Origin of the sequence: Sulfitobacter sp. JL08, from assembly GCF_003352045.1 — a bacterium.
In the GTDB taxonomy this organism is placed as follows: domain Bacteria; phylum Pseudomonadota; class Alphaproteobacteria; order Rhodobacterales; family Rhodobacteraceae; genus JL08.
This window is the reverse complement of the sequence record NZ_CP025815.1, coordinates 3504684-3529543: the sequence shown is the minus strand read 5'-3', so window position 1 is coordinate 3529543 and position 24860 is coordinate 3504684. Positions and strand designations below refer to the sequence as shown.

Below are 24860 nucleotides of genomic sequence, written 5' to 3'. Positions count from 1 at the left end.
ACATGAACCGCATTCACACCCAAGCCGACTGGATCGCACGCGCGCGAAAGGTTCTTCCGGCCGCGGGATTTGGAAATTTTGACCCGGGCATTGTCATTGCACGGGGGCAGGGCAGCCACGTCTGGGACGAGGATGGCAAGGAATATGTCGATTACCTGATCGGTTCTGGCCCGATGCTGCTTGGTCATGGCCATCCCGAGGTCATGGAGGTGATCTTTGATCAACTGCCACAAGGAATGACCTTTTTTGCCAACAACGCCAAAGGCATAGAGCTGGCCGAAGCGATTGTCGAAGCTGTACCCTGCTGCGAACAGGTGCGCTTTGTCACCTCGGGTGGTGAGGCTGACATGTATGCGATCCGTCTGGCGCGCGCCTTTACCGGCAAATCCAAAATCCTGAAATTCGAAGGCGGTTATCATGGTATGTCCGCAGAGGCGCAGATGAGTCTTGCACCGGTCAGACAGGTCAACTTTCCCACTGCCGTACCCGACAGCGCCGGTATTCCACAGGGCGTCGCCGACGAAATGCTGATTGCGCCCTTCAACGATCTGGAAGCTGTCGCATCGCTTCTGAGCGAACATAATGACGTGGCTGCCATCATCGCAGAGCCTTTGCAGCGCATCATCCCGGCGCTTCCCGGCTTTCTGCAAGGTCTGCGCGACCTCTGCGACAAGCATGGCGTTCTGCTGATTTTCGATGAGATCGTTACCGGGTTCCGCCTTGCCTATGGGGGCGCACAGGAGCGTTATGGCGTGACGCCGGATATCTGTACGCTGGGCAAGATCATCGGCGGTGGCTTTCCGCTGGCTGCTCTCGGCGGCAGCACCGAAATCATGTCGCATTTTGACAAGGCGACCGTGGGTTCCGAGAAGTGGCTGATGCAGCTTGGTACATTGTCGGGCAATCCGGTCGCATCAGTCGCGGGGCTGAAGACAATGGAAATTCTGCGCCGGGCGGGTCAATATGACCGGCTGCGCGACCTTGGGCAACGATTGATTGATATGCAGGCACGGGCCCTGACCAAGGCGGGTATCAACCACAGGATTTGCGGCGACCCGACCCTGTTTGATCTTTACTTTACCGATGTCGACCCGGTGGATTACCGCAGTGCGAAACACAGCGATCCCAAACTGAACGAAGTCTGGAACACTGTCCTGCGCGAGAACGGCATCTTCAAGTCGCCGGGCAAGTTTTATCCATCACTGGCATTGACGGATGAGGATTTGGAGATGACGCAGACAGCCGTAAACCTCGCGGCACATGCGGTGGCGAAGATAGTTAATGGATAAGAACCAACTGACATGCCCGAGATCGGGTAATTCGCCAAATTGAGTTTCCGTTGGCCCAGTATCGCCGAGGTTCTTTGGGTAGTATGGCAAGCTAGCCCTTTTGTTTCCCCGTCAAGCGCAAGATGAAATGAACAGGCGGGGCAAATCAGTCTGTTCTGTCAGACTTGGCGTCGGGGTCGGAAGACAACCCATAGCGCCGCATCTTGTCATTAAGGGTCCGGCGGGGAATCCCCAGTTTTTCCGCGGCACGCAGCGTATTGCCGGCATGGGCATCCAGAACCGCTGAAATCTCGCGGGCTTCGAATTCAGATACACGTTCTGAAAGGGTCATCGGGCCGGAGCTTGGGCCAGCCACGCCGCCCAGGTCAAACAGCCCAAGCGCATAGGCCTCGGCGCTTGTCTTGAGTTCACGCACATTTCCTTTCCACGCAAGACGCTTGAGCTTTTGTGACAGCGACCAAGGCACCTTGGGGTCTGCGCGGCCATAGCGGCGGGCGGCAAGTTGTGCGTAATGCGCAAAGATCAAAGGAATATCCTCGCCGGCCTCGTGCAATGTCGGCGTGTTCAGTTCTGTGCCTGCCAGCCGAAAGTATAGATCGGGGCGAAAGGTGTCGAGCAAACGGAGATTGGTTTTCGTCGTGGCGATGACCCGGACATCAAGAGGCCTTGCTGCTGTTTCGCCCATCCGTTCCAGGCTGCGTTCCTGCAACACGCGCAAAAGCTTGGCCTGAATGGCGCCGGGCATCGTCTCGACCTCGTCCAGCACAAGTGTGCCCCCGTGTGCCGCCTCCAGCTTGCCGGCGCGTCCTTTGGCATCGTGGGCAAACACGCCCGCGCCATGCCCAAACAGGATCGTTTCAGCCATCTGTTCCGGCAGGGCCGCGCAATTGAGGGCCACGAAAGGGCCTTTGCCACGGGTGCTTGCGGCATGGATCGCGCGGGCCGCAAGTTCCTTGCCCGTACCTGTTTCGCCGGTGATCAGCACGTCCAGATCGACCGAAGCCAGCGCCGCAATGCGTTTACGGAACCCGCGCATGGCACGTGACTTTCCCAGAATGCTGACATCTGCGTGCTGGGCCAGAACCGTTTGCAGGCGGGCAACCTCGCGCCGGGCGGCCTGCGCCTCCAAGGCGCGGCTTACGACGGCAAGCAGATGCGCGGAATCGTATGGCTTTTCCAGAAAATCCTCGGCGCCGGCACGGACTGCCTCGACCGCGTGGCCAATATCGCCGTGGCCTGTCAACAGAACCACTGGCACGTCCGGTCTTTGCGCCTTGATCTCTTTCAGAAAGGCAATACCGTCCATTTGCGGCATACGCAGATCGCTGATGATAAGGTCAGGCTCGCCCGCCAAGGCGCGCAAAGCGTCGCCCGCCGAAGAAAAGCCTTGAACCGCATAGCCGGAAATCTGAACCAGATCGCCAAGCGCTGACAGGTGATCGGCATCGTCATCCACGATATAGATGCTGGCGGTCATGCGGCTTTTACCTTTTCCTTAACAGCCAGGGGCAGGGTGACTGTCACTTGCGTGCCTTTGCCTTTGGTCGAAGAAATATCGAGCGATCCGTTGAAATCGGCAAGGATCGCCTTGCAGATTGCCAAGCCAAGACCCAACCCCTCACCGGTCAGCTTGGTCGAAAAGAAAGGTTCGCTGACATGCGACAGGTCGGCGTCGGGAATGCCGACGCCGGTGTCTTTCACGCACAGGCACGCCCGACCCTGTTCAGATGTCAAAGTGATACTGATATGGGCATCCTGTTTTTCGGCAATCGCGTCCAGCGCGTTCAGCAGCAGATTCACCACGACCTGTTCGATCCTGATGGCGCCAGCCATCACAAAAACCGCATCTGCCGGGCTTTCATATCGGGGTACAATCCCCAAGCTGCGCAATCGCGGCGCAACCAGATCAAGGGCGGCATCCACCGAAACGCGCATGTCGATGAGTGACAATTCCACCACTTCCTTGCGCGCAAAGCTTTTGAGGTGTTTTGTTGTGCGCTGCATCCGCCGGATCAGCCCGCGCGCCTTGCCCAGACGGGTCATTGTTGGTGCGTCACCGTGATCCACACCCAGTTCCGCCGCCGATAATGTGGCCTCCATCGCCGCAAGCGGTTGGCTGATCTCGTGGACGATCGCTGCCGACATCCGCCCAAGAGCAGCCATCTTTTCAGTATGGACCAGCGCCTCTTGCGCGGCTCTCAGGTCTACTTCGGCCTGAATGCGGGCATCCACTTCCCGGGCAAGATCCGTTGTGCGTTCAATGACCATGGATTCCAGTTTTTCCGACTGCGAAAGACGCAATGCAATGATCTGGCGACGCTGTTCCCACGCTTTCAACGCAGCCGCAATCGCCAGTGTGGCTAGCGCGGCAAGAGCGGCCCAGCCCAAAGCCAGAAGCTGCAATCCTGCGGTCGGTCGGGCGGCGATCACTTGCCAGCCGGTCGCTTGCATCGGCGCAATCCGCGCGATCCACCCTGCGCCTTCGGCATCAACCCCCTTCAGCGGCGAAGATACCAGCGGTTCGGATGTCGCCAGCGCGATCCCCTCATAGGCGCGGGTGGCGGAAATGCGATCAAGAACATCGGTGTTCAGCCGGGTAAGTGCCCGGTATTGCCAATCGGGCCGCGCGGAAAGGAAAACGACGCCGTTCTCATCGGCAAGGGCCACATCTGCATCGGCGGCACGCCAGATGTCCTCTAACGGGCGCAAGTCCAGCTTGACGACCAGAACGCCTTGGGTGTCTGCCGCATCGATCCGGGTTGAAAGGAAATATCCCGGTACGCCGGTTGTGACCCCGATTGCGTAGAACTGACCCTGTCCTGTTTCCAGCGCTTCCTGAAAATAGGGGCGGAACGCGTAATTCTGCCCGACGAAACTGCCCGGCCGGTTCCAGTTCGACGCGGCAATCGTGTCGCCCTGCGCGTTGATCAGAAACAGATCGCCCGCCTGGGCATGTACGGCGACCGTTTCCAGATAGGTGTTTGCGGCTTGCAGCGGGCCTGTCCCGGCCAGCGCATTGCGGACACGAACATCCTCGGCCGCGACAGCGGGAAGGGATCGCAGGCGTTCCACTTCTGTCTCGACAGCGCGCGCGGTCAAAAGCAAGGTCTGGTCCAGTTCGGTGCGCGCTGCCCGCAGGGCAAGGTGCTGCGCGGCAATCCAAACCAGTACCGCGGCAAGACCTGCAACCAGAAGCGGCCGGATCAGTGTCATGGTGTCAGGTTTCCGATGCGTGTCCCATCCCTGCCGGATTTGCCGGTTAGGTCTTTTCCTGACGCGCCTGCGCCCAGTTCATGCCCAGCAAAAGAACGATCAGAACCGTTCCTGCAATCTCGACCGTAAGGTCGGGCCAGAACAGTGCCACCACACCCGGCACCAGCAGCAGCCGCATCCAGACCGGTATCGGACGCCACAAGAACCCTTCCAGTACCGCAGCAAAGGCCACGAGGCCCAGAATGGCAATGACGCCACTGAACAGCACGTAGGGCAGCGGGCCGCCAAGGATGATTTCCTCGTTGAAGACCATGAACAGCGGTATCAGATAAAGGCCTTTGGCGTATTTCCATGCTTGAACGCTGGTCTCCATGGGTTTCGATCCCGCAATCGCGGCCCCGGCAAAGCCGGCCAGCGCGACAGGCGGTGTCACATTGCTGTCTTGTGAATACCAGAACACCACCAGATGCGCGATCAAAACCGGCACGCCAAACTGTTCGGTCAAAGCCGGACCAACCAGAATGATAAGCACGATATAGGCAGCAGTAACCGGCAGGCCCATACCAAGGATCAGGCTGGCAAGAAGCACGAGGATCAGTGCCAGAACAAGGTTGCCGCCCGAGAAGGCGATCATCATGGCCGAGAATTTAAGCCCCAGCCCCGTCAGGCCGACAACGCCAACGATAATGCCTGCCACGGCACAAGCCACCGAAACAGCGACCGCGTTGCGCGCACCCAGATCAAGGGCCTCAAGTGTCAGCGCGATACCACGGCGGCAAAGCGCAACGAAACCTGCCAGTGTCGGCCCTGACGCTGCGAAGGTCCACAGCGCCCGCGCCGAGGCGGCGGCGATGATCGACAGGATGGCATAGAAACCAACCCGCATGGGCGAATAGCCCGCAACCAGCAACGCCACCAGCGCGACCAGCGGCAAAAGGAAATGCCAGCCCTCCGCCATTACTGCGCGTACGCTTGGCAATTCTTCGGCGGTCAGGCCGGTCATCCCTTGTTTGACCGCCGCGATATGAACCAGCAGATAGACCGTGCCGAAATAGAGGATCGCGGGAAAGATCGAAACCAGCACGATATCGACATACGGCACGCGGGTGAATTCGCTCATCAGAAAGGCGCCTGCGCCCATCAGGGGCGGCATGATCTGTCCGCCGGTCGAGGCCGCCGCCTCGATCCCGCCGGCCTGTGCGGGCCGGTAGCCCAGTTTTTTCATCAGGGGGATGGTGAAGGCGCCGGTTGTGACTACGTTTGCGATCGCCGAGCCGGAAATCGATCCCATACCCGCACTGGCGATGACTGCCGCCTTGGCAGGGCCGCCCCGCTGTTTGCCTGCGGCGGCATAGGCCAGATCGATAAAGAATTTGCCGGCACCGGTAACCTCAAGAAAGGCCCCGAACAAAACAAAGATAAAAACGAACGTTGCCGCCACACCCAGCGGGATGCCGAAAATCCCTTCGGCCCCCAGTGTCATCTGGCTGGCAACACGATCAAGCGAATAGCCGCGATGATTGAGGATGCCGGGCATCCAATCGGCCAGAAACGGCAATTCTCCCCGGTTGCCCGCAAAGGCGTAGGCGATAAAGAAGGCGCCGATCAGCGTCATGCCAAGCCCCACGGCGCGGCGCGCGGCCTCGAGCACGACAATAATGGTCAGGACCCCGATCCAGACATCGATGTCGCGGGGAAAAACCTGATTGGCGATGGTATCAATATTGATCGGAACCCAGGCGCCCGCAAGCACACCCAGCAGGATCAAGGTTCCGTCGATGACCCAGCCCAGCACGCCGCGTGCCTTGTGGCGGCCGAAAACCGGATAGATCAGGAAGCAGAGAACAAGAACGAAACCCAGGTGGATCGGCCGTTGGAAAAACAGGCCCAAAGGTTGCACACCGGCCGCGTAAAGCTGAAACAGCGACAGCGCGATCCCGATCACCGTGATGGCACGCAGCACGATCCGCGGCGGCGTCACCTCTGGCGGGCTGATTTCGGTTGTTGCAGTCATTTGTCCACGTCTCCTGTTAGTGCGATCTGCACTCGTTCGCGCGGGGCAACCGCCGAGAGGGATACGATTTGTTCACCCACCTGTAACCGGTGGTCGACGCTAGCAAGTCCGGGGCGCAGGATATAGGCGTCACCGGGCACCGGTTCGTCGATATTCAGGATGAAATACCCGCCGGCACCGTCTGAAACCTGCCTGCCGCGACCGGGGATATGGCCTAGTCCGGCCGCAAAATCAGGCAGGTGCGACTGCACCAGGACCATGCGACCCTCGCGGTTTTCGTAGCAGTCCGAGACTTCGAACCCTTCGACGGAATGATGCCACAACACGCACCACCCTGTGCCTTCGGGTACTTTGATGCGCGCGATCTCGGTTCCGTCATCGGCGCGGGTGGCAACAAGGTCTTGGGCGGCAGCAGTCACAGGCAAAAAGAGGAGGGCACAAAGCCCTCCTCGGATCGCGGGTGTCATTCGCGCAGGTCATCCGGCACGTTCGCGCCGACCTCGTCGTAATACCGCAGCGCACCGGGGTGCAGCGGGATTGGCGTTGCGCCCATCGTGAACTCGATTGTGGTCTCGTTGGCCGCGGGGTGCACGGCCTGAAGCTCGGCGATGTTTTCGAACATGGCTTTTGTCAGCGCATAGGCCAGATCATCCGACATCTCGGACGAAACGGTCAGCACGTTGGGGATGCCAAGAACCACGATGTCGTCTGCCACACCGTTATAGCTGCCGCCGGGCAGGGTGGTTGTCGCAAAAGTCGCATCTGCGGCCATTGCGGCGTCAAGTTCGGCCTGCGTCAGCGCGATGATGACGATGTCTTGCGTGGTGGCAAGGTTCAGGATCGACGATGTGGGCGCGCCCACGGACCAGAACCCGGCATCGATATCGCCGTTGGCCAGCGCATCTGCGGTTTCGTTGAAATTCAGGCGCTGTTCTTCGATGTCATCATAGGTGATGCCGTTCGCCTCAAGAATGGCGGCGGTGTTGACCTCGGTGCCCGATCCCGGCGCGCCGATCGATACGCGTTTGCCGCGAAGGTCTGCAAGCGTCGTGATCCCGCTGCTTTCCAGAGCCACGATATGCACCATGTTGGCATAGAGCGAGGCAAGCCCGCGCACCATATCGAGTTGCTGGCCTTCGAATTTTCCGGTTCCGGTGTAGGCCTGCGCAACAGTATCGGCCAGCGCGATCGCCAGATCAGCATCGCCGGTGGCGATCAGTCCCATGTTTTCAACCGATGCGCCGGTGACTTCTGCCGTCGCGGAATAGCCTTCGATGTGGTTGTTGATGATTTCGGCCAGACCGCCGCCGACCGGATAATAGGTTCCGCCCGTACCGCCTGTTGCGATTGAAAGCTGATCCTGCGCCACAGCGGGCGCGCCAAGGCTCATCCCGACAATCGCTGCCGTTCCAATCAAGCCCAATGGCCAGTGAAATACGTCTTTTAGCATGTAATCCTCCCAGATCCGGCAAATTGCCTGTGATGTCCCGCGACTCTTCCGCGGGTCCGTGCTAGTTTATCAAATTGCAAAAGCGATGGGGCTGTTTTCGGCGGGAACAATGCAACTTCTTCGCAATAAATCGCCAGCTCTGGCGCAGAATTCTGCCACCGAAATATGCGATGGGTCACACTGGCGCATGGGGTTTAATGGCTGGCGGAAGTGGCCGTTCCACACCGGACTGTCCGGTGTGATGATTCCGCGTTCTGCCCCTAGCATCAACACAATCGGGTTCGCTCAGGCCTTCTGTTTGACTTGCGGTCGGAGTGATTGGATTGCGGGCAAGCGCCCGAGGGATCTGGCTAATTTTTCTCGGAATTTGCAAGACGCGGCGATTTCAGGTTAGCATGAGAAACAACCCGGGCGTGTTCGGCAAAGGACAAAGGAGTGCGTAGCCCGAGGTTGTTAGATTGGGATCCGATCCGCACTCAAATGGAGGGCTGACGTGTTCAAATTGATTTTGGCACCGGTTGATATCGCGCATGCAGATAAACTTGGTAATGCGCTGACCTGTGCGGCAGATCTTGCGAAGATGTATGGCGCATCGCTGGGTTATGTGGGTGTCACGTCTTCAGCACCAAGCAGCGTGGCGCGCACACCGGGAGAGTATAGCCGGAAGCTGCAGAACTTCGCGAAATCGCATTCGGACAAGCACGGGATCGAGATTACGGCACATACCGAGATCGCACATGATCCGACAGTTGAAGTTGATGATGCCCTGATGCGGGCCATCGACAAGACCGGCGCTGACCTTGTTGTCATGGCCAGCCATGTGCCGGGTGCGCTGGAATATATATGGCCGTCCAACGGCGGGAAACTGGCCGAGCATGCGAAATGTTCGGTGATGCTGGTGCGCGCTTGAGAGCACGTCTTGCAGCGGCGCAAATTTGAATACTCTGTCTTAAAGGGAGGTCGACAATGGCCGATGAAATGACCAATCAGGGAATACCTGCGCCGGAAGGTGACGCGCATATCATCGAAACCGACTACGAGATCGGTCAGGATAATATCGAAACAAAGATCGGGCCTTTCGGTCTGGATATTCACAATCCGGTGTTTCTGATTTCTGGGCTGTCCATTGTGGTTTTCGTGTTTTTTGCACTGGCCCTGCCAGCGCAGGCCGAAGCAATTTTTGGCGCACTGCGGCCTTGGTTAACCTCGACATTTGCATGGTTTTTCCTCGGCGCCGGCAATATTTTCGTCATTTTCTGTCTGTTCCTGATCGTCAGCCCCTTTGGCTCCGTCCGGCTGGGCGGCAAGGATGCAACGCCGGATTACGGATATCCGGGCTGGTTCGCGATGCTGTTCGCTGCCGGTATGGGGATCGGGCTGATGTTCTATGGTGTGTCCGAACCAATGAGTCATTTTTCGACCTCGCTTGGCGGTATCACGGAAGAGGGCGGGGTACGCACCGACTGGGCGCCATTGGGTGGCGCTGCGGGCGACGCGCAAGCCGCCATCAGTCTGGGTATGGCGGCCACGATCTATCACTGGGGTTTGCACCCTTGGGGCATGTATGCCGTTGTGGCGCTGGCTTTGGCGCTCTTTACCTATAACAAGGGTCTTCCGCTGACGATCCGCTCGGCCTTTTACCCTATTCTTGGCGAACGTGTGTGGGGATGGTGGGGACATGTGATCGACATTCTTGCCGTCTTTGCGACCCTCTTCGGTCTGGCCACATCGCTGGGTTATGGTGCGACACAGGCGAATGCCGGTCTTAACCTGCTGTTTGGCATACCTGTGGGGGTCACAACCGAAGTGGTGCTGATCAGCGCAATCACCGCCGTTGCACTGATATCGGTGGTCCGCGGGTTGGACGGCGGCGTCAAGGTGCTGTCAGAGATCAATATGGGGCTGGCCTTCATTCTTCTGCTGTTTGTGCTGCTGGTCGGGCCTACGGCTGCGATCCTGGCGATTTTCTGGGATTCAATCGTGTCTTACACGCAGAACGTTCTGCCGCTGTCACAACCCTTCGGGCGGGAGGACGCCAACTATTCCCAGGGCTGGACATCGTTTTACTGGGCGTGGTGGATTTCCTGGTCGCCTTTCGTGGGCATGTTCATCGCGCGGGTCAGCCGCGGGCGCACAGTGCGCGAGTTCATTATCTGCGTATTACTGATCCCGACCTTTGTCTGTGTGTTGTGGATGAGCGTATTCGGCGGCACCGCGATCACCCAGTTCGTCAACGATGGGGTAACAGCCGTCAGTGAGGCGCCGCTTGAACTGAAACTGTTTGAGATGCTCAAGGAGCTTCCGCTGGCGTCGATTACATCCTTCATCGGTATCATTCTGGTGGTTGTATTCTTCGTGACCTCTTCGGATTCGGGATCATTGGTGATCGATACCATCACGGCGGGCGGCAAAATCGATGCGCCCGTTACCCAGCGGGTCTTCTGGTGCTGCTTTGAAGGCGCGGTGGCGATTGCCTTGCTGATCGGGGGCGGTCTGGCCTCGTTGCAGGCGGCTGTCCTGTCTACAGGTCTGCCTTTCACGGTCGTTCTGCTTTTGATGTGCTGGGCGGTGTTCAAAGGCCTTGTCGAAGAACGCCGCGCAATGTGAGGCAAAAGAGGCCTGATAATCTGCGCCGCAACCTGCGCACCGCCCGGATCACGCAATGGCCCGGACGGGGCGCAGAGCGGTGATTGGTGCAGCCTACGGCGAATGACTGGTCAGAGCCCATTTTTGCACGATGCTGCGCGGCGAACGAATGTCCGCAATGAACCCAAATTACCGGATGCTGTACCCGGCACGAATGACCGGATAGAGCCCAATGTGTCGTGTGTCACGGTTTGCACTAATGTCCGCTTTCGGTCTCAAATTCGATGTTCAGTTTGGACTACGCTGCAGCTACAAGCGCTCGCCCAATTTTCTCAACATGCACGTAAATCCGTGCCGCAGCTCCGCCAAATACATTTCTGTTGGGAAAGGCCTTTCGTACTTCAACCAACGGACTTGCCTTCTTCGAGAGGTGTCTTTGGCGGAGCGCGACGTCAATCTTAAGCCTCCGGGGCGATGTTTTGGTTGAAGCGAAACCGGTTTTGCGGATCGTATTTGGTTTTTACCGCGACAAGCCGTTCATAGTTTGGACCGAAACTGGTCCGCGTCAGTGCGGCGTTGTCCTCACCATGGCCTGCAAAATTCAGATATGCGCGCCCATGATGTCCAAAGCGTTCGGAATTGGACCAGCCCTCACGGGCCCAGGCGATGTTGGCCTCATCATCGGCGGGATTGGACCAGACACCATCCAGTGAATACATCCACCCCATGGACCGATCGCCGAACGCGGTCGCCTCCGCTGATACATTCGCAGTCGCCCCGCCGAAATTCCACAGCGACGAGAGTGTGTTATCCGACGGCGCGGCGATTGCGTTGGCCATGGCCAGATCAATCATCTCATCTGTCAGGTCAGTCAGGTAGCGGGCTTTCCAGTAACAGCGAAAGTCTCCGGCGGGCATGAGCGTGTCAAACAGCTGCTGCACGTCGCAGTAGTTCATTCGCCCGGAAAAGTCGGCCGACAATTCGCCAAGCTCACGAAGAGGCTGAAGAAGCGCCTCACCTTCAGCGGCGTCACCGTTGTACACGCAGGCGAGCGTCACGATCCGCTTCCCCCAGTGTTCCTCGGGGAAATCCTCGCCCCCTGCGGTGGCAAACTCGCAAAGCGATCCAACTCTGTCACCGTGTTTGGCCATGAAGTCGCGCCATGCCCGAACTGGCTCGGGCCCGTCTTCGACGAGATAGATTGGGGCTGCGAACATGACCTCCGGGCCGCAAGTGTGCAGCGCGAATTCGAACTGCACGACGACACCGAAATTGCCGCCCCCGCCCTGCAGAGCCCAGAGCAGTTCTGGGTTCTCGTCGGAACTCGTATGGATCAGATCGCCGTCTGCCGTAACAACGTCAGCGGCCACAAGATTGTCGATCGACAAACCGTGTTGAGCGCGCAGCCAGCCAATGCCCCCCGATAGCGTCAGTCCTGCGACGCCCGTGTCGGAAATCAAGCCACCCGGTGTCGCAAGTCCATGTACCTGGGTTGCGGCATCTACATCACGCCACAAAGCGCCGCCCTGAACCTTTGCCAGACGGGCAGAGGCATCAACTGTCACACCCCGCATAAGCGAAAGGTCGATCATGACACCACCGTCGCAGACCGCATGCCCTGCAACATTGTGTCCGCCACCTCGAATGGCAATGGGCAGGTCATGGGCTACCGCGAGCTTGACTGCGGCCTGCACGTCGCCGGCTGTCCTGCACTGGGCGATCAACGCAGGGCGGCGATCAATCATCGCATTCCAGACACCTCGCGCATCGTCAAATCGTGCGTCTTCGGGGCCAATCAACTCGCCGCCAAATGCATGCCCCGGCATATCTAATGTGTTCAGTAAGTCTTCCACTTTGTGCATCCTTTCCAAAACCTGAACCCAGACTAGCGCACCCTATCCGCCGGACAGAGTGGCATTGCCGCCAAAGAAGGGGCATACTGGACACGTGACCAAGCCAGATTTGCCAATACCGTGCATAATTGGACAAGGATGTAACATGACCCCGCCTAGCAAGCCCCTGATCGTGCTGCTCGCTGCACCAGAAACCTCATCGTCCGTTCTCTACGGATTATATGATGTCTTGCTATCGGTAGGTGCCGTTTACCCTGAATTGATATCAGGATCGCCGGGTGACGAACTACTGGACATCAAAATTGTGTCGGCAGACGGAAAGCCATTTCATTGCATCGGAAATATTCCGGTTGAACCGCACATAGCGACCAACAGTCTGGGCACACCTGATGCCGTCGTTGTGTGCGACATGTATACGTCGATCTATGACGTGCCGAAGGAGCGATATCCCCGGGAAATTGCCTGGTTGCGAGACATGCACAGGGACGGCGCGTTGATAACGTCGGTCTGCTCGGGCTCGCTCCTTTTGGCGGAGGCGGGGCTTTTGGACGGGCGCGAGGCGACAGCCCATTGGGCATATCGGGATATGTTCCAACGCCATTACCCTAAAGTTGCCTTTCGCAATGAGTCCATCTTGTGCCTGTCAGCCGAAGCTGACCGCATTGTGACGGCAGGTGGGGTCAGCGCCTACCATGATCTGGCAATCTATCTGATCGCCAAGTTTTGCGGTTACAAGCATGCCATCGAGACAGCAAAAGTGTTTCTGATCAGCGGCCACTCCGAAGGCCAGTCTCCATATTCAGTGATGACCCGTCCGATGGAAACCTCGGATGCGCAAATCTCTGATTGCCAAGTTTGGATCGCGAACAATTACAACGTGACCAAGCCGGTCGAAAAAATGGTTGAGCGATCAGGTCTGAACCCTCGGACTTTTTCACGCCGGTTTCGGTCCGTTACTGGTTTCCCCCCGATTGAATATGTTCAGGCGCTCAGAATAGAAGAAGCAAAGCAGATGCTGGAAACTGATGCCAAATCTGTAGATGATGTCGGTGGTTCAGTCGGGTACGAAGACCCAGCTTCCTTCCGTCGGGTGTTCAAACGCGGCGTGGGCCTGTCTCCGGCTGCATACCGCAAAAAATTCCAGCGTATTTCACAAATTGCTAGGCCAATTGCCACAAGGTGATTCCGAGAACCTCTTTGCTGACAAGATTGACATGATCTTGATGCACAGAAGCTTTCAAAGCAGTCATTGGCGCACGCGCAGCTAAAGGCAATTTTGTCCGCATTGCAGCCGCTGGCGTCGAATGCAGCAAAAGACCGGCCTGACCCTATCACTGTCGTCGACATCAGCCGCAACACTGCAAGACCCGCAACATGCTCAACGGATCACGAAGACTGACTGTTTGGCATGGCGTGCCACGCGGGCGGCGTTTGATCCCAGAAGATAGTCTTTCAGTTCGGGATTGTGCGCGCCGACAACGATAGCATCCACATTCAGCTTGCGCGCGGTTTTCAGAATCTGGTCGTAGATTTTTCCCCGCGCCACGTGCAATTGGGGCCCAAGCTCTGGCGGAACGTTGCTTTGCGCCCAGGCCCGCAGCGCCGCGCGCGAGGCTTCCACCGCAGTTTCGTTGTGATCGGCTTTCAAAGAGGCGCTGACAATCGCCATGCCGTCATCTGGAACAACATTCAGGATATGCAGACTGGCGCCCTGACTGGTTACCATCTCGACCGCGGCCTTGGTGCAGCGCACCGCGCCATCCGGATCGTTGATGTCAAGGGCAAGTAAAATTGACTTGAACATGGTATCCTCCTCAGAACGCGGGTTGGGTGGCACGGCGGCTTTGGATCAGCACGATGCCCATCAGCAGGATCAAGGCAGGGATGAAGAACAGTTCTTTGGGCAGACGCTCATTCTCGATCTGTACCTGCGTGACCTGAACGGGAGTGTCGCCGTAGAAATCATACTCGTTGCCCAGGCTTTCAAAAAAGGGCGTACCGGGAAAAGGTTCGTCCATTGCAAGCGTATCGCCGTCGGGCAGGATCGTGAGACCCTGCGCAGAAAGTGCGCCTTCGGCGTCATCTGCAATGGCGGGCAGTGTGATGGTCGTTGGCCGGATCGCAGCCGTGTCGAAATCGGGCCCTTCCACGATCACCCGCAACTCCTTGCCGGTTTCTGCACTGGCCATCAACTCGAGCGCGGCAGGTCCGCTGGCCGAGGTGTATTTGTCGCTGACCTGATCAAGGAAGAAATCAGGCCGGAACAGCATGAAGGCGATGAAGAGCAGAACAACGGTTTCCCATATTCGGCTTTTGGCGATGAAATAGCCCTGGGTTGCCGCCGCGAACAGCAGCATCGCAATCAGCGATATGAAGAACACCAGAATAGCCTTGGCAAAGCCCACATCAATCAGCAGCAGATCGGTGTTGAAGATAAACAGGAACGGCAAGAGCGCCGTGCGAATATCATAGGAAAAGCCCTGCACACCGGTTTTTATCGGATCGCCCCGGCTTATGGCCGCGGCGGCATAAGCTGCCAAGCCCACAGGGGGCGTATCATCCGCCAGAATGCCAAAGTAGAACACGAAAAGGTGCACGGCAATCAGCGGAAAGATAAAGCCCGCCTGCGCGCCCACCGAGACGATAACCGGCGCCATGAGCGAAGACACAACGATATAATTGGCGGTAGTCGGCAAGCCCATTCCAAGGATGAGTGACATGATCGCCACGAGGATCAGAAGAACCCAGATGTTGCCGCCGGCGATCACCTCGATGACCTGACCGATCACCTGATGCGCGCCTGTAAGGCTTATCGTGCCAACGATGATGCCCGCGGCCCCCGTGGCCACACCGATCCCGATCATGTTGCGTGCGCCAAGGATCAGGCCCTGGACGAAATCGTTCCAGCCGGCCACGGTTGAACCGCCAAGACCTTCGCCGCGAAACATCGCCTTGAGCGGACGGTGTGTCAGCGCGACAATGATCATGAACACTGTAGCCCAAAAGGCCGAAAGCGAAGGCGACAGGCGTTCAAGGCTGTCGGTGCGCACCATAAGGTTCCAGACCAGAATGAAGATCGGCAACGCGAAATACGCGCCACCCAAAAGGGTCGGCGTCAGGCGCGGCGCTTCCAACGGTCCGTCGGGATCATCCATCGCCACATCCGGATAGCGCGAGGCGTAGTACACCAGAACGACATAGAGCAGCGCCACAACCACAAGGCCGCCATAGACGCTTTCTGTCATGAACCCGTCGAGCACGCCGCGCAGAAGGATCATAGCGTAGGTCAGCGCGCCGAGGAACAAGAAGCCCGAGAGAAAGAGTATGAGGATCAACACAGGACCGATATGCCGGCCTGCTTTCTTAAGGCCCTGCATCTGCATTTTCAGCGCTTCCAGATGCACAATGTAAAGCAGCGCGATATAGCTGATCACCGCCGGCAGAAAGGCGTGTTTGACCACGTCGATATAGGGGATGTTCACATATTCAACCATCAGAAAGGCAGCCGCGCCCATCACAGGCGGTGTAAGCTGGCCGTTCGTGGAAGACGCGACTTCCACAGCGCCCGCCTTTTCGGCCGGAAAGCCGATGCGCTTCATCAGCGGGATGGTGAATGTGCCGGTTGTGACTGTATTTGAAATCGAACTGCCCGAGATCATCCCGGTGAGCATCGATGACAGGACCGAAGCCTTTGCCGGCCCGCCACGCAGGGCGCCAAGCAGTGCAATGGCAACCTTGATGAACCAGCTGCCGCCACCGGCGCGGTCCAGCAATGCGCCAAACAGTACAAAGAGAAAGATCATGGTTGTCGAAACACCCAGCGCCACGCCAAAGACGCCTTCGGTCTGCATCCAGTAGTGGCCAAGCGCCTTGGACAGGGATGCGCCACCATAGTTGGTAATATTGCGGGCCCATTCCGAATAGCCGCCGAAAAAGGCGAAAGCCACGAATGCACCGGCAATGATCACCAGCGGCAGGCCAAGTGAGCGGTACACAGCCGTGAACAGAACCAGCATGCCGATCGCTGAAACGGTGATGTCTGTCGAACTCCACAAACCCGGTCGATCACCGATTTCAAAGCGAAAAACGATCAGGTAGAGGCAAGAGGCGACGCCAAGGATGATCAGCACCCAGTCATAGGCCGGGATGCGATCCTTGGGAGAAGATTTGAAAAGCGGGAAAGCCAGCGTTGCCAGCATGATAGCAAAGGCGAGGTGCACAAAACGCGCCTGTGCGACAATATTGGCAAAGAAGTTCATCCCGGTGGCCTGAGCCAGAACACCGGGTACTTTGGACGCGATGTAAAGCTGAAACAGGGACCAGACGATACAGGTTCCGATAATCAACTTGGCCTGCCAGGCCGCCGATGGATTGCGGGCGCCAGTATCAGCCTCGGCCACCATATCGTCCGCAGACGGTGCGTTTTGCATCTCAGCCATACTGTCCCCCGTTTGGCTATTTTCTTTTGTTATGAAAACAGGATCACCCGGCCCAAGCCGGATGATCCTTTTTTGGGTCGCGCAATTCTACTCGATCAGGCCGAGTTCTTTATACGCTTTCATTGCGCCATCATGCAGCGGAGCGCTAAGCCCGTCTTTTACCATCTGCGCAGGCTCAAGATTGGCAAAGGCAGGGTGCAGGCCACGGAAATCGTCGATGTTTTCCATGACCGATTTGGCAACAATATAGACAACATCTTCCGGAACATCGGCCGAAGTCACGAAGGTTGCGCCAACACCGAAGGTTACGGTGTCTGAATCAGTTCCTTGATACATGCCGCCCGGGATTGTCGCGACACGGTAGAACGGGTTGTCGGCGACAAGCTTGTCGATCGGTGCACCTGTCACGCTGACCAGTTTGGCATCGCATGTTGTGGTGGCTTCCTTGATGGCGGCGGCGGGATGGCCGATCGTGTAGATCATCGCGTCAATGTTGCCATCGCAAAGCTGCTTGGCCATTTCCGAGCCTTTGTATTCCGTCGCAAGACCCAGATCGTCCATGCCAATGCCAAAGGCATCCATCACAACTTCCATCGTGGCGCGCTGGCCCGAACCGGGGTTGCCCACGTTGACGCGCTTGCCCTTGATGCCCTCAAAGCTGTCGATGTCGCTGTCACCGCGCACGATCAGTGTAAAGGGTTCGGGGTGAACCGACATCACGGCGCGAATTTCGGGGAAAGGATTGTCCGCAAATTTCGATGTGCCGTTATAGGCGTGGTATTGCCAGTCAGATTGCGCGACGCCAAATTCCAGTTCGCCCGCCTTGATCGTGTTGATGTTGTAGACAGATCCACCTGTGGATTCGACAGCGCAGCGGATGCCATGCTCTTTGCGCGATTTATTGACCAAGCGGCAGATCGCGCCGCCTGTCGGGTAATAAACGCCGGTGACGCCGCCAGTGCCGATCGAGATGAACTGTTGTGCGACGACCATCGATGCTGCGGTCATTGCGCCAAGCAGCACGGCACCGCCGATTTTCAGTTGTTTACGCATGTGTGTAGTCTCCCTAGTTTTAGTTTCACTCGGACCAGTATTCCCCGAGTTCCTGGTTTTTCGCGTCGACCCTTTGGATCGCAGCGGTTGCATCTGCCTCAGAGCCGGCGACAATCATGGCGATCAATGTTTCGATCAACACGAGTGTCACCGCATATGAGGAGAAGAATTGCGGGCTTTCTGAAGGAACAACAAAGCCATAATTTGCACTGGAGAAAGCCGGGCACTTGTAAGAATCAGTGACGAGGATCACGTCAGCCCCGACATCACGCGCCTGCCTTGCCGCGATCACGGCGCGCTGCGCAAAAGGGTTTTTTGTGACGATAAACACCACGTCACCCTGTCCGAGCGCCGCAATGCGTGAACCCAGAGAATCGCCCGAACGCCCGGCGAGGTACCAGTTGGGTGCAAAGTAATGCGCCAGATAAGCCATATATTCGGCAATCCCCGTTGAGGCCAGCGCCCCGAACAGAACAACCTGTCGCGCCTCGCGCATCAGCTTGGCCACATCGGCCAATCGCGCTTCGTCGGTCTGGGCGGCAAAGCTGCGTATATTGCCGATGCAGGCCTCGCTTTGGCGTTGAAGCATTGTTCTGACCAGCGACGGATCAGCGCGCAGTTTCTCGGCCTTGTCGGAAAGGCTGGTCACGTGCAGGCCCAACGAACGCCGCGAGGCTTCTTTCATGTCTTCGAATGTGGCGTATCCCAACGCGCGTGCCAGACGCGAGAAGGTCGCGGGTGAGACTTTGCTGTCAGAGGAAATCGCGCGCAGGCTGCGGCTGGCAATATCCAGCGGATTGGCCAGAACAAAGTCGGCCGCTTTTCGCAGTTGTCCGGACAAGCCGGAATAGCGTTCCGACACCCGTTCCTGAAGCGATTGTTGCTGTCCCATGATCCCCCTTTGAAACACAGGCTGGCAAGTGTTTCACGCATTGTCAATCGCTGAAATATATGTTTCAACGACCCCATGCCCTTCACAATGGGCTTTGGGCCACGATCAAAATGCGCGCCAGACTTCTTCTTGATCCCTTCATCATGGTAGCGCCTTATGGTGCGCGCCCAGACAAGCCGGATCGCCCCAAGGCACCGACGGGCATGGATGAAATCGCGCCTGAGATTCGCAGTATTGCTGCTGCCTTCACCTCACTCAGGGCTGCACCGCACAGCGCTACGCAAAAGAAAGCCTTCGCCTCATGACACATGTATTCCCACGCAATTCCAAAGCGCCGCCGATTAAAGTCGCGCGCGGCGACGGTGCGTATCTTTATGACACAAACGGCAAGGCCTATCTGAATTGCGGGGATGCGGCGGTATCGTGCTTGGGCCATGGCGATCCGCACGTCACGCAGGCGATAAAAGATCAACTGGATCAGGTGGCTTTCGCGCATTCGGGGTTCTTCACCTCGGAACCTGCAGAACGGCTTGCGGACAAGCTCATATCGCTGGCGCCGGGCGCGTTGGACCGTGTTTATTTCGTCTCCGGCGGGTCCGAAGCAATGGAAGCGGCGCTGAAACTGGCGCGTCAGTATTATCTTGAAATTGGCCAGCCAAACCGTCATCGCGTCATCGCACGGCGGCAAAGCTATCATGGCAACACGCTTGGCGCGCTTGCCACGGGTGGCAATGCATGGCGCCGCGCGCAATTCGCGCCCATGCTGATGGATGTCACGCATGTCGCCCCCTGTTATGCCTATCGCGGAATACAAGAAGGCGAAACAGAAGCCGCCTATGTGGACCGGCTTCTGCTTGAAATCGAAGATCAAATTCAGGCGCTTGGCGGCGAAACGGTTATGGCTTTTGTCGCGGAACCGGTGGTCGGGGCCACGCTTGGGGCGGTGCCGCCCGTTGGTGATTACTTCGCCCGCGTGCGCGCACTGTGCGATCGCTATGGTATCTTGCTGATCCTTGATGAGGTGATGTGTGGCATGGGGCGCACCGGCACGCTTTTTGCCTGCGAACAGTTTGGGGCTGATCCTGATATCTGCGCGATCGCCAAGGGGTTGGGCGGCGGCTATCAACCTATCGGGGCCACGTTGTGTACCAAGGAAATCCATGACGCCATCCGGGACGGTACAGGTTTTTTCCAGCACGGGCACACCTATCTGGGCCATCCGGCGGCCTGCGCTGCAGGCCTTGCCGTGCTGGAACGCCTTGTGGATGACGATGTTCTTGGACGCGTCAACACAGCGGGGATAAAGTTGCAAACGGCTCTGCAAACCCGATTTGGGCAGCACCCGCATGTGGGTGACATCAGGGGCGTGGGGCTGTTTCAGGGCATTGAACTGGTCTCGGACCGCGCCAGCAAAGACCCGTTTCCGCACAGTGAAAAACGACACGCGAGGATCAAGGCGGCCGCATTTGATGCCGGCCTGATCTGTTATCCGATGGGCGGAACGATTGACGGGAAAAGCGGCGATCACGTGCTTATTGCCCCTCCGTTCATTATTACCGAGGCGCAGGTGGACGAACTTGTAGAGAAGTTGGCAAGTTCACTGGAGACTGCCCTTCCCAATTGAGTTCCTTGTCTTTGTGGACTCAAGGTTGCTCAGGTACATTTGGTCTATTCGGGTTAGCGGAAAAAACAGTCGTATGCTGTGGAATAAATCTTCCTAAATGCCTTTGTCGTGCGACTTCAGAACATCAGGGTAATTGGATGGGAAGCGCCAGATTATATCGTTCGGTTCACGTACGAGCCCGCGTTCTGCCGGGTTTTTGTCGGTCAGAAGTGATATGAACAGGTCGCTGCTCGCCCATGGAGACGACTGAAAGTACCAGTGGCCGTTGCCGGTGTCGGCGGCTTCGGCATCTGTCACATCTATCACGTGAAGATTGTCGAGACTGGCCAGCCCTTTGATCAATCCAGGTTCCACTACACCCGTTTCAGAGGTCTGGCCGATACGCTGCCTGCCATAAATGAACTTCGAGACCGCAAGGGCAGAATCCGTTTGGGACTGATAAAAGGTAACGTCCTCGACTGCATCCAGAAGACCGTCTTCGAGCGATTGAGGCCCAAAGTGCCGCGATCAAATCTCGGACGGCCGAAATTACTATTGGTAAAACAAAGCCCGAAAGCGCAATTGCAAGACGCGGCTAATGCGGCCTTGGAGGCCAAATCGCGAATTGAGTATTCCCGTCGGTCAGCCCCGACGAATTTCCAACAGGTACTTGATGCGATCTAGATGTCTTTCACCAGCCGCAGTGCGTCGTAAATCGCAGCATGTGTATTGCGCGCTGAAACAGCATCACCGATGCGGAAAAGCTGGAATGCACCGTCAGGATTGCGCATTGTCTTTTGTGCCTCGCCCGCGATCAGCGCGTCGTGATCCACGGCCCCTTTGTTGGTGCTGAAAGGCTTGAGGTCAAAGTAAAGCTCGTCCAGCGGCATGGTACCATAATTCACGACGATCTGGTCATAGTCCCGGGTTTCGGTGTGATCGCTGTAATCGGTGCCGATTGTCGCGGTCAGCTTGTTTCCCCTGCGAACGACGCCCGTCAGCCGCCGGGTCACGGTAAAGACCACGTCTTTATCCTGCAAACTGCGCATGTAGGGCACCAGGTTCATCGCCATGACTTCGGGCGAAAACGTGCGGTCGGGCGTCATGATCTCGACCTTGAGGCCGGCGGCGGCTGCCACCTCGGCGGCCTGCAGGGCCGGGTGATCGCCGCTTTCATCGTAAATCAGAACGTCGCCTGCCGGTTTGACATCGCCCGAAATGATATCCCAGGCAGAGATCATATGGTCCGCCTCGCGCCCGGTTTCGAAAAGCTCCAGATTGGGCAAGCCGCCTGTCGCGACGATCACCACATCAGGCTTTTCGGCGCGCACCTCTTCGACCTCGGCCCAGGTGTTGAAGTGAAAAACCACATCGCGCGCGGCGCATTGCGCCATCCGCCAGTCAATGATGCCGATCATTTCCCGCCGCCGCGGGTTCTGCGCGGTCAGGCGGATTTGCCCCCCGGGTTCCGGCTGCGCCTCAAACACCACCACGTCATGTCCGCGTTCGGCTGCCACGCGGGCGGCCTCCAACCCGGCGGGGCCGGCACCGATGATCACCACTTTGCGCGCAACGGGGGCGGGGTCGATCTGATGTGGCATCGAAAGCTCGCGCCCCGTCGCCGCATTGTGAATGCAAAGTGCGTCGCCTGCCTGATAGATCCGGTCAAGGCAGTAAGTCGCGCCGACGCAGGGTCTGATGTCTTCTTCGCGCCCTTCCATGATCTTTTTCACGATATGCGGATCGGCCATGTGCGCGCGCGTCATGCCCACCATGTCAAGCTGTCCCGATTGCACGGCGTGGCGCGCGGTGGCGACATCCGGGATACGCGCGGCATGAAAGGTCGGCATGCCGGTTGCTTTGCGGACTGCGCCCGCAAAATCAAGGTGAGGCGCGCTTGGCATACCCTGAACCGGGATCACATCGGTCATCGCCGGGTCGGTATGAATACGCCCCCGGATTACGTTGAGAAAATCAAGCTGGCCTGTGGCGGCAAGCGTCTTGGAAATCTCGATCCCTTCCTGCGGTGTGATCCCGCCTTTCTGGGCCTCATCCGCAGTATAGCGAAAACCAACGATAAATTCATCGCCCACCCGCTTGCGGATCGCAGCCAGCACATCAAGGGGAAAGCGCAGGCGATTTTCCAGCGTATCCGCACCGTAAGGTCCGGTCAGATCATTTGTCAGCGGAGACCAGAACTGATCCAGCAGATGGCCATAGACCTGCAATTCGATCCCGTCCATTCCTCCGGCTTTCATGCGTTCCGCAGCATCGGCAAAATCGCCTATGATCCGCTCGATGTCCCAGTCTTCGATCAGCTTTGGGAACGCACGATGTGCGGGTTCGCGGTGTTTCGAGGACGACACCGATGGCAGCCAGTCCCCTTTGTTCCAGGCTGTGCGGCGTCCCAGATGTGTCAGCTGGATCATCACGGCACAATCGTGCGCGTGGCAGGCATCCGTGAGGTTGCGTATCCATGGCACCACCTCGTCGCGATAGGCGAGGATGTTGTTGAAGACCGGCGGGCTGTCTTTTGACACCGCGGCCGATCCGGCGGTCATGGTCAATGCAACGCCGGCCTTTGCCCGTTCCGCATGATAGGCGCGGTACCGGTCCTTTGGCATCCCGTCTTCGGGATAGGCCGGTTCATGGCTGGTCGTCATGATGCGGTTCTTCAGTGTCAGATGCTTGAGCTGAAAGGGTTGGAGCAGAGGGTCTTTGGACATGATCGGGCTTTCGAAGTGCTTGTTGTGAATTTCCTGCGGGCACAGGTCTGGCGGGGTCCGTGTTCCTGACGACTTGCATCGCATTAGAACCTTGCCGGATCAATCCATTCGGTCCAAGCTTTGTTTTCGAGCATACACGCCGGCCGCCTTATCAGCCGCAAACTGAGAGTAAGACCGAGCAATTATCGCTCATAGTCAAACTGCCGGCTGTCTCGAACGGTCCGGTGACGGACAGGATTGCGCTGGGGTTAGCTGGACGGAACCTCCCAAAAGATTTTTAGCAGATCTTGATGCAAAAGGTAGCAACGAACCGCAGACCGATAGCTTTGCTCAGAAAACCCCCATACCAAGACCCGCACCCATTGCGGAGCCCAGATCGCGACAAAGGGCGAGTTGCTCTTCGGGAATGGTTTTGTCGGCCAGAATTTCGTCCGGCGTTTGGGCATGGGTGCAGATAATGAGATGCGGCTGCACTTCGCGAAGGCGCCACCCCTGCGCAATGCGCGCGGTTTGGCGCGCAGCGTTTTCGCCATCGGACCCCGCACAGACCATCTGGGCATAGGGCCGACCCTCAATCCGACCCAGAACCGGATAATAGCACCGATCGAAAAAGTCCTTCATGATGCCTGCAATTGCCGCCAGATTTTCCGGCGCGCAAAATATGTAGCCATCGGCCTGCAGCAGATCATCAGGTTCTGCGTCACGCGCAGTCTTCAGGTCAGTATTGACCTCTTTTTTCGCGGCGATTGCCGCAGCCTCGGCCATTTGCCGGCTGCCGCCGGTTTTGGAATGATAGACGATGAGTAGCTTGGTCATGATAGGATAAACGTATACGCCTGCCTGCCGACTTCCAAGATGCCGCGTGGAGCGGGATCGCACCCAACAACGAGAATGATATTCGTATTGCAGATTTCGGACTGGCAGAGTTTCCGCGAAGACATGCGCCATCAGTTTTTGCAGGAGGTGGAGCAATCAACTTTTCTGAAACTGAGTTTTCGACGCATTTGCTATCGCGTGCCAGGTTGTTGACCTGCATCAACGCTGCCGCGATCCGGATCGCGCATCTTGTCCGGTGTAGAGAAAAGGAGTCTGGAAATGCTGAACGTTTCGAAACCATCGGCCAATCGTTTAGATCTCGAGCTTTCGGGAGCTATTGATGCAGAAGAAATGCGCTCGGCGCTTGATCATCTTATTGAGCAATCGGAAGGCATCGAGAACGGCAGGATGCTTTACACGATTTCTAACTTCGAGATGCCGACCTTGGGTGCCATGGCCGTTGAATTCCAGAAGTTGCCAAATCTGTTCAGCTTGATTGGCAAGTTCGACAAATGTGCGGTGCTTTCGGATACCGCCTGGATCCGGACTGCCGCCGAGATCGAGGGTGCCGTGATCCCGTCACTTGAGATCAAGAGCTTTCCGCTTTCTGACAAGAAAGCCGCAGAAGACTGGCTGGAAGACCGGGGCACGGGCGAAAGCGAAGAAGAAGAGAATTTTCCCGTCTGAAACGGCTCCTGCAAAGTCATCATCCTTTTAGCGCTGATCTCAGATAAAAAGACTGGAGCGATCATGGTGGCCCCTATGCGCCGTTTTGTTTCGCGTTCATGTCGGTCTAGCCGCCGTTTGTAACCGTCACTTGTGGGTTATCAGGTCTGACCCGGGAAAGTTCCGGAAGTCTCGGATCAGACATCCGTCTGTCTTTACGGACTTTTGAAATGGAACAAGAAGGCCCTGTTTCACGTTTA

At 57.5% G+C, this 24860-nt stretch carries 19 protein-coding genes; 6 read left to right on the top strand and 13 right to left on the bottom strand.

Annotated elements, in window-relative coordinates:
* Window positions 1-2: 2 nt before the first annotated feature.
* Window positions 3-1289, top strand: coding sequence for an aspartate aminotransferase family protein (locus tag C1J05_RS17380; protein ID WP_114871353.1), 1287 nt, complete (start codon window positions 3-5; stop codon window positions 1287-1289).
* A 145-nt stretch (window positions 1290-1434) separates the two neighbouring features.
* Here the strand turns inward: C1J05_RS17380 and C1J05_RS17375 are convergent, their stop codons facing one another.
* The 5 genes from C1J05_RS17375 to C1J05_RS17355 are packed head-to-tail and all read right to left on the bottom strand — an operon-like array spanning window position 1435 to window position 7966.
* Complete coding sequence (locus tag C1J05_RS17375) at window positions 1435-2766, bottom strand: sigma-54-dependent transcriptional regulator (protein ID WP_114871352.1); 1332 nt, start codon at window positions 2764-2766, stop codon at window positions 1435-1437.
* Window positions 2763-4502, bottom strand: coding sequence for a sensor histidine kinase (locus C1J05_RS17370; protein WP_114871351.1), 1740 nt, complete (start codon window positions 4500-4502; stop codon window positions 2763-2765). Before C1J05_RS17370 ends, C1J05_RS17375 begins: the two co-directional genes overlap by 4 nt.
* Before the next feature lie 46 nt (window positions 4503-4548).
* Window positions 4549-6516, bottom strand: coding sequence for a TRAP transporter permease (locus C1J05_RS17365; RefSeq protein ID WP_114871350.1), 1968 nt, complete (start codon window positions 6514-6516; stop codon window positions 4549-4551).
* On the bottom strand, window positions 6513-6983 hold the full coding sequence (locus tag C1J05_RS17360; protein ID WP_114871349.1) for a DUF1850 domain-containing protein: 471 nt from the start codon (window positions 6981-6983) through the stop codon (window positions 6513-6515). Before C1J05_RS17360 ends, C1J05_RS17365 begins: the two co-directional genes overlap by 4 nt.
* Window positions 6980-7966: a TAXI family TRAP transporter solute-binding subunit gene (locus C1J05_RS17355; RefSeq protein WP_114871348.1), complete on the bottom strand. Its 987-nt coding sequence runs from the start codon at window positions 7964-7966 to the stop codon at window positions 6980-6982. The genes C1J05_RS17360 and C1J05_RS17355 overlap by 4 nt, the downstream gene beginning before the upstream one ends.
* Window positions 7967-8459: 493 nt before the next feature.
* Between C1J05_RS17355 and C1J05_RS17350 the strand changes: the two genes are divergently transcribed.
* Both C1J05_RS17350 and C1J05_RS17345 read left to right on the top strand, forming a co-directional pair.
* Window positions 8460-8876 carry a universal stress protein gene (locus tag C1J05_RS17350; protein ID WP_114871347.1) on the top strand — a complete coding sequence of 139 codons (417 nt, stop codon included), beginning with the start codon at window positions 8460-8462 and terminating at the stop codon, window positions 8874-8876.
* A 56-nt stretch (window positions 8877-8932) separates the two neighbouring features.
* On the top strand, window positions 8933-10573 hold the full coding sequence (locus C1J05_RS17345) for a BCCT family transporter (RefSeq protein ID WP_114871346.1): 1641 nt from the start codon (window positions 8933-8935) through the stop codon (window positions 10571-10573).
* Window positions 10574-11010: 437 nt separating this feature from the next.
* Here the strand turns inward: C1J05_RS17345 and C1J05_RS17340 are convergent, their stop codons facing one another.
* Window positions 11011-12405: an FAD-binding oxidoreductase gene (locus C1J05_RS17340; RefSeq protein ID WP_205388986.1), complete on the bottom strand. Its 1395-nt coding sequence runs from the start codon at window positions 12403-12405 to the stop codon at window positions 11011-11013.
* Window positions 12406-12550: 145 nt separating this feature from the next.
* On the opposite strand from C1J05_RS17340, the gene C1J05_RS17335 reads away from it, so the two are divergent.
* Window positions 12551-13588 (top strand): GlxA family transcriptional regulator, encoded by a 1038-nt coding sequence (locus C1J05_RS17335; RefSeq protein WP_114871344.1) that lies wholly within the window; start codon window positions 12551-12553, stop codon window positions 13586-13588.
* Window positions 13589-13783: 195 nt separating this feature from the next.
* On the opposite strand, the gene C1J05_RS17330 is transcribed toward C1J05_RS17335, so the two are convergent.
* The 4 genes from C1J05_RS17330 to C1J05_RS17315 all read right to left on the bottom strand — a co-directional run bounded on the left by C1J05_RS17330 (window position 13784) and on the right by C1J05_RS17315 (window position 18789).
* Complete coding sequence (locus C1J05_RS17330) at window positions 13784-14209, bottom strand: universal stress protein (protein WP_114871343.1); 426 nt, start codon at window positions 14207-14209, stop codon at window positions 13784-13786.
* Window positions 14210-14219: 10 nt separating this feature from the next.
* Complete coding sequence (locus tag C1J05_RS17325; RefSeq protein ID WP_441351670.1) at window positions 14220-16844, bottom strand: TRAP transporter permease; 2625 nt, start codon at window positions 16842-16844, stop codon at window positions 14220-14222.
* Window positions 16845-16931: 87 nt separating this feature from the next.
* A complete protein-coding gene (locus C1J05_RS17320; protein ID WP_114871342.1) occupies window positions 16932-17897 on the bottom strand; it encodes a TAXI family TRAP transporter solute-binding subunit in 966 nt (321 codons plus the stop codon).
* 25 nt (window positions 17898-17922) lie between these two features.
* On the bottom strand, window positions 17923-18789 hold the full coding sequence (locus C1J05_RS17315) for a MurR/RpiR family transcriptional regulator (protein ID WP_114871341.1): 867 nt from the start codon (window positions 18787-18789) through the stop codon (window positions 17923-17925).
* A 301-nt stretch (window positions 18790-19090) separates the two neighbouring features.
* On the opposite strand from C1J05_RS17315, the gene C1J05_RS17305 reads away from it, so the two are divergent.
* Window positions 19091-20413 carry an aspartate aminotransferase family protein gene (locus tag C1J05_RS17305; protein WP_114871339.1) on the top strand — a complete coding sequence of 441 codons (1323 nt, stop codon included), beginning with the start codon at window positions 19091-19093 and terminating at the stop codon, window positions 20411-20413.
* A 93-nt stretch (window positions 20414-20506) separates the two neighbouring features.
* On the opposite strand, the gene C1J05_RS22195 is transcribed toward C1J05_RS17305, so the two are convergent.
* From C1J05_RS22195 to C1J05_RS17290, 3 genes are all read right to left on the bottom strand, one after another.
* The gene (locus C1J05_RS22195) at window positions 20507-20812 is read right to left on the bottom strand and encodes a hypothetical protein (RefSeq protein WP_368073749.1); all 306 of its coding nucleotides are present in this window, start codon (window positions 20810-20812) and stop codon (window positions 20507-20509) included.
* Window positions 20813-21072: 260 nt separating this feature from the next.
* A complete protein-coding gene (locus tag C1J05_RS17295) occupies window positions 21073-23118 on the bottom strand; it encodes an NADH:flavin oxidoreductase (protein ID WP_114872413.1) in 2046 nt (681 codons plus the stop codon).
* 330 nt (window positions 23119-23448) lie between these two features.
* Window positions 23449-23934, bottom strand: coding sequence for a flavodoxin family protein (locus C1J05_RS17290; protein WP_114871337.1), 486 nt, complete (start codon window positions 23932-23934; stop codon window positions 23449-23451).
* Window positions 23935-24213: 279 nt separating this feature from the next.
* Between C1J05_RS17290 and C1J05_RS17285 the strand changes: the two genes are divergently transcribed.
* Window positions 24214-24621, top strand: coding sequence for an STAS/SEC14 domain-containing protein (locus tag C1J05_RS17285; RefSeq protein WP_114871336.1), 408 nt, complete (start codon window positions 24214-24216; stop codon window positions 24619-24621).
* The last annotated feature ends 239 nt before the right edge of the window (window positions 24622-24860 follow it).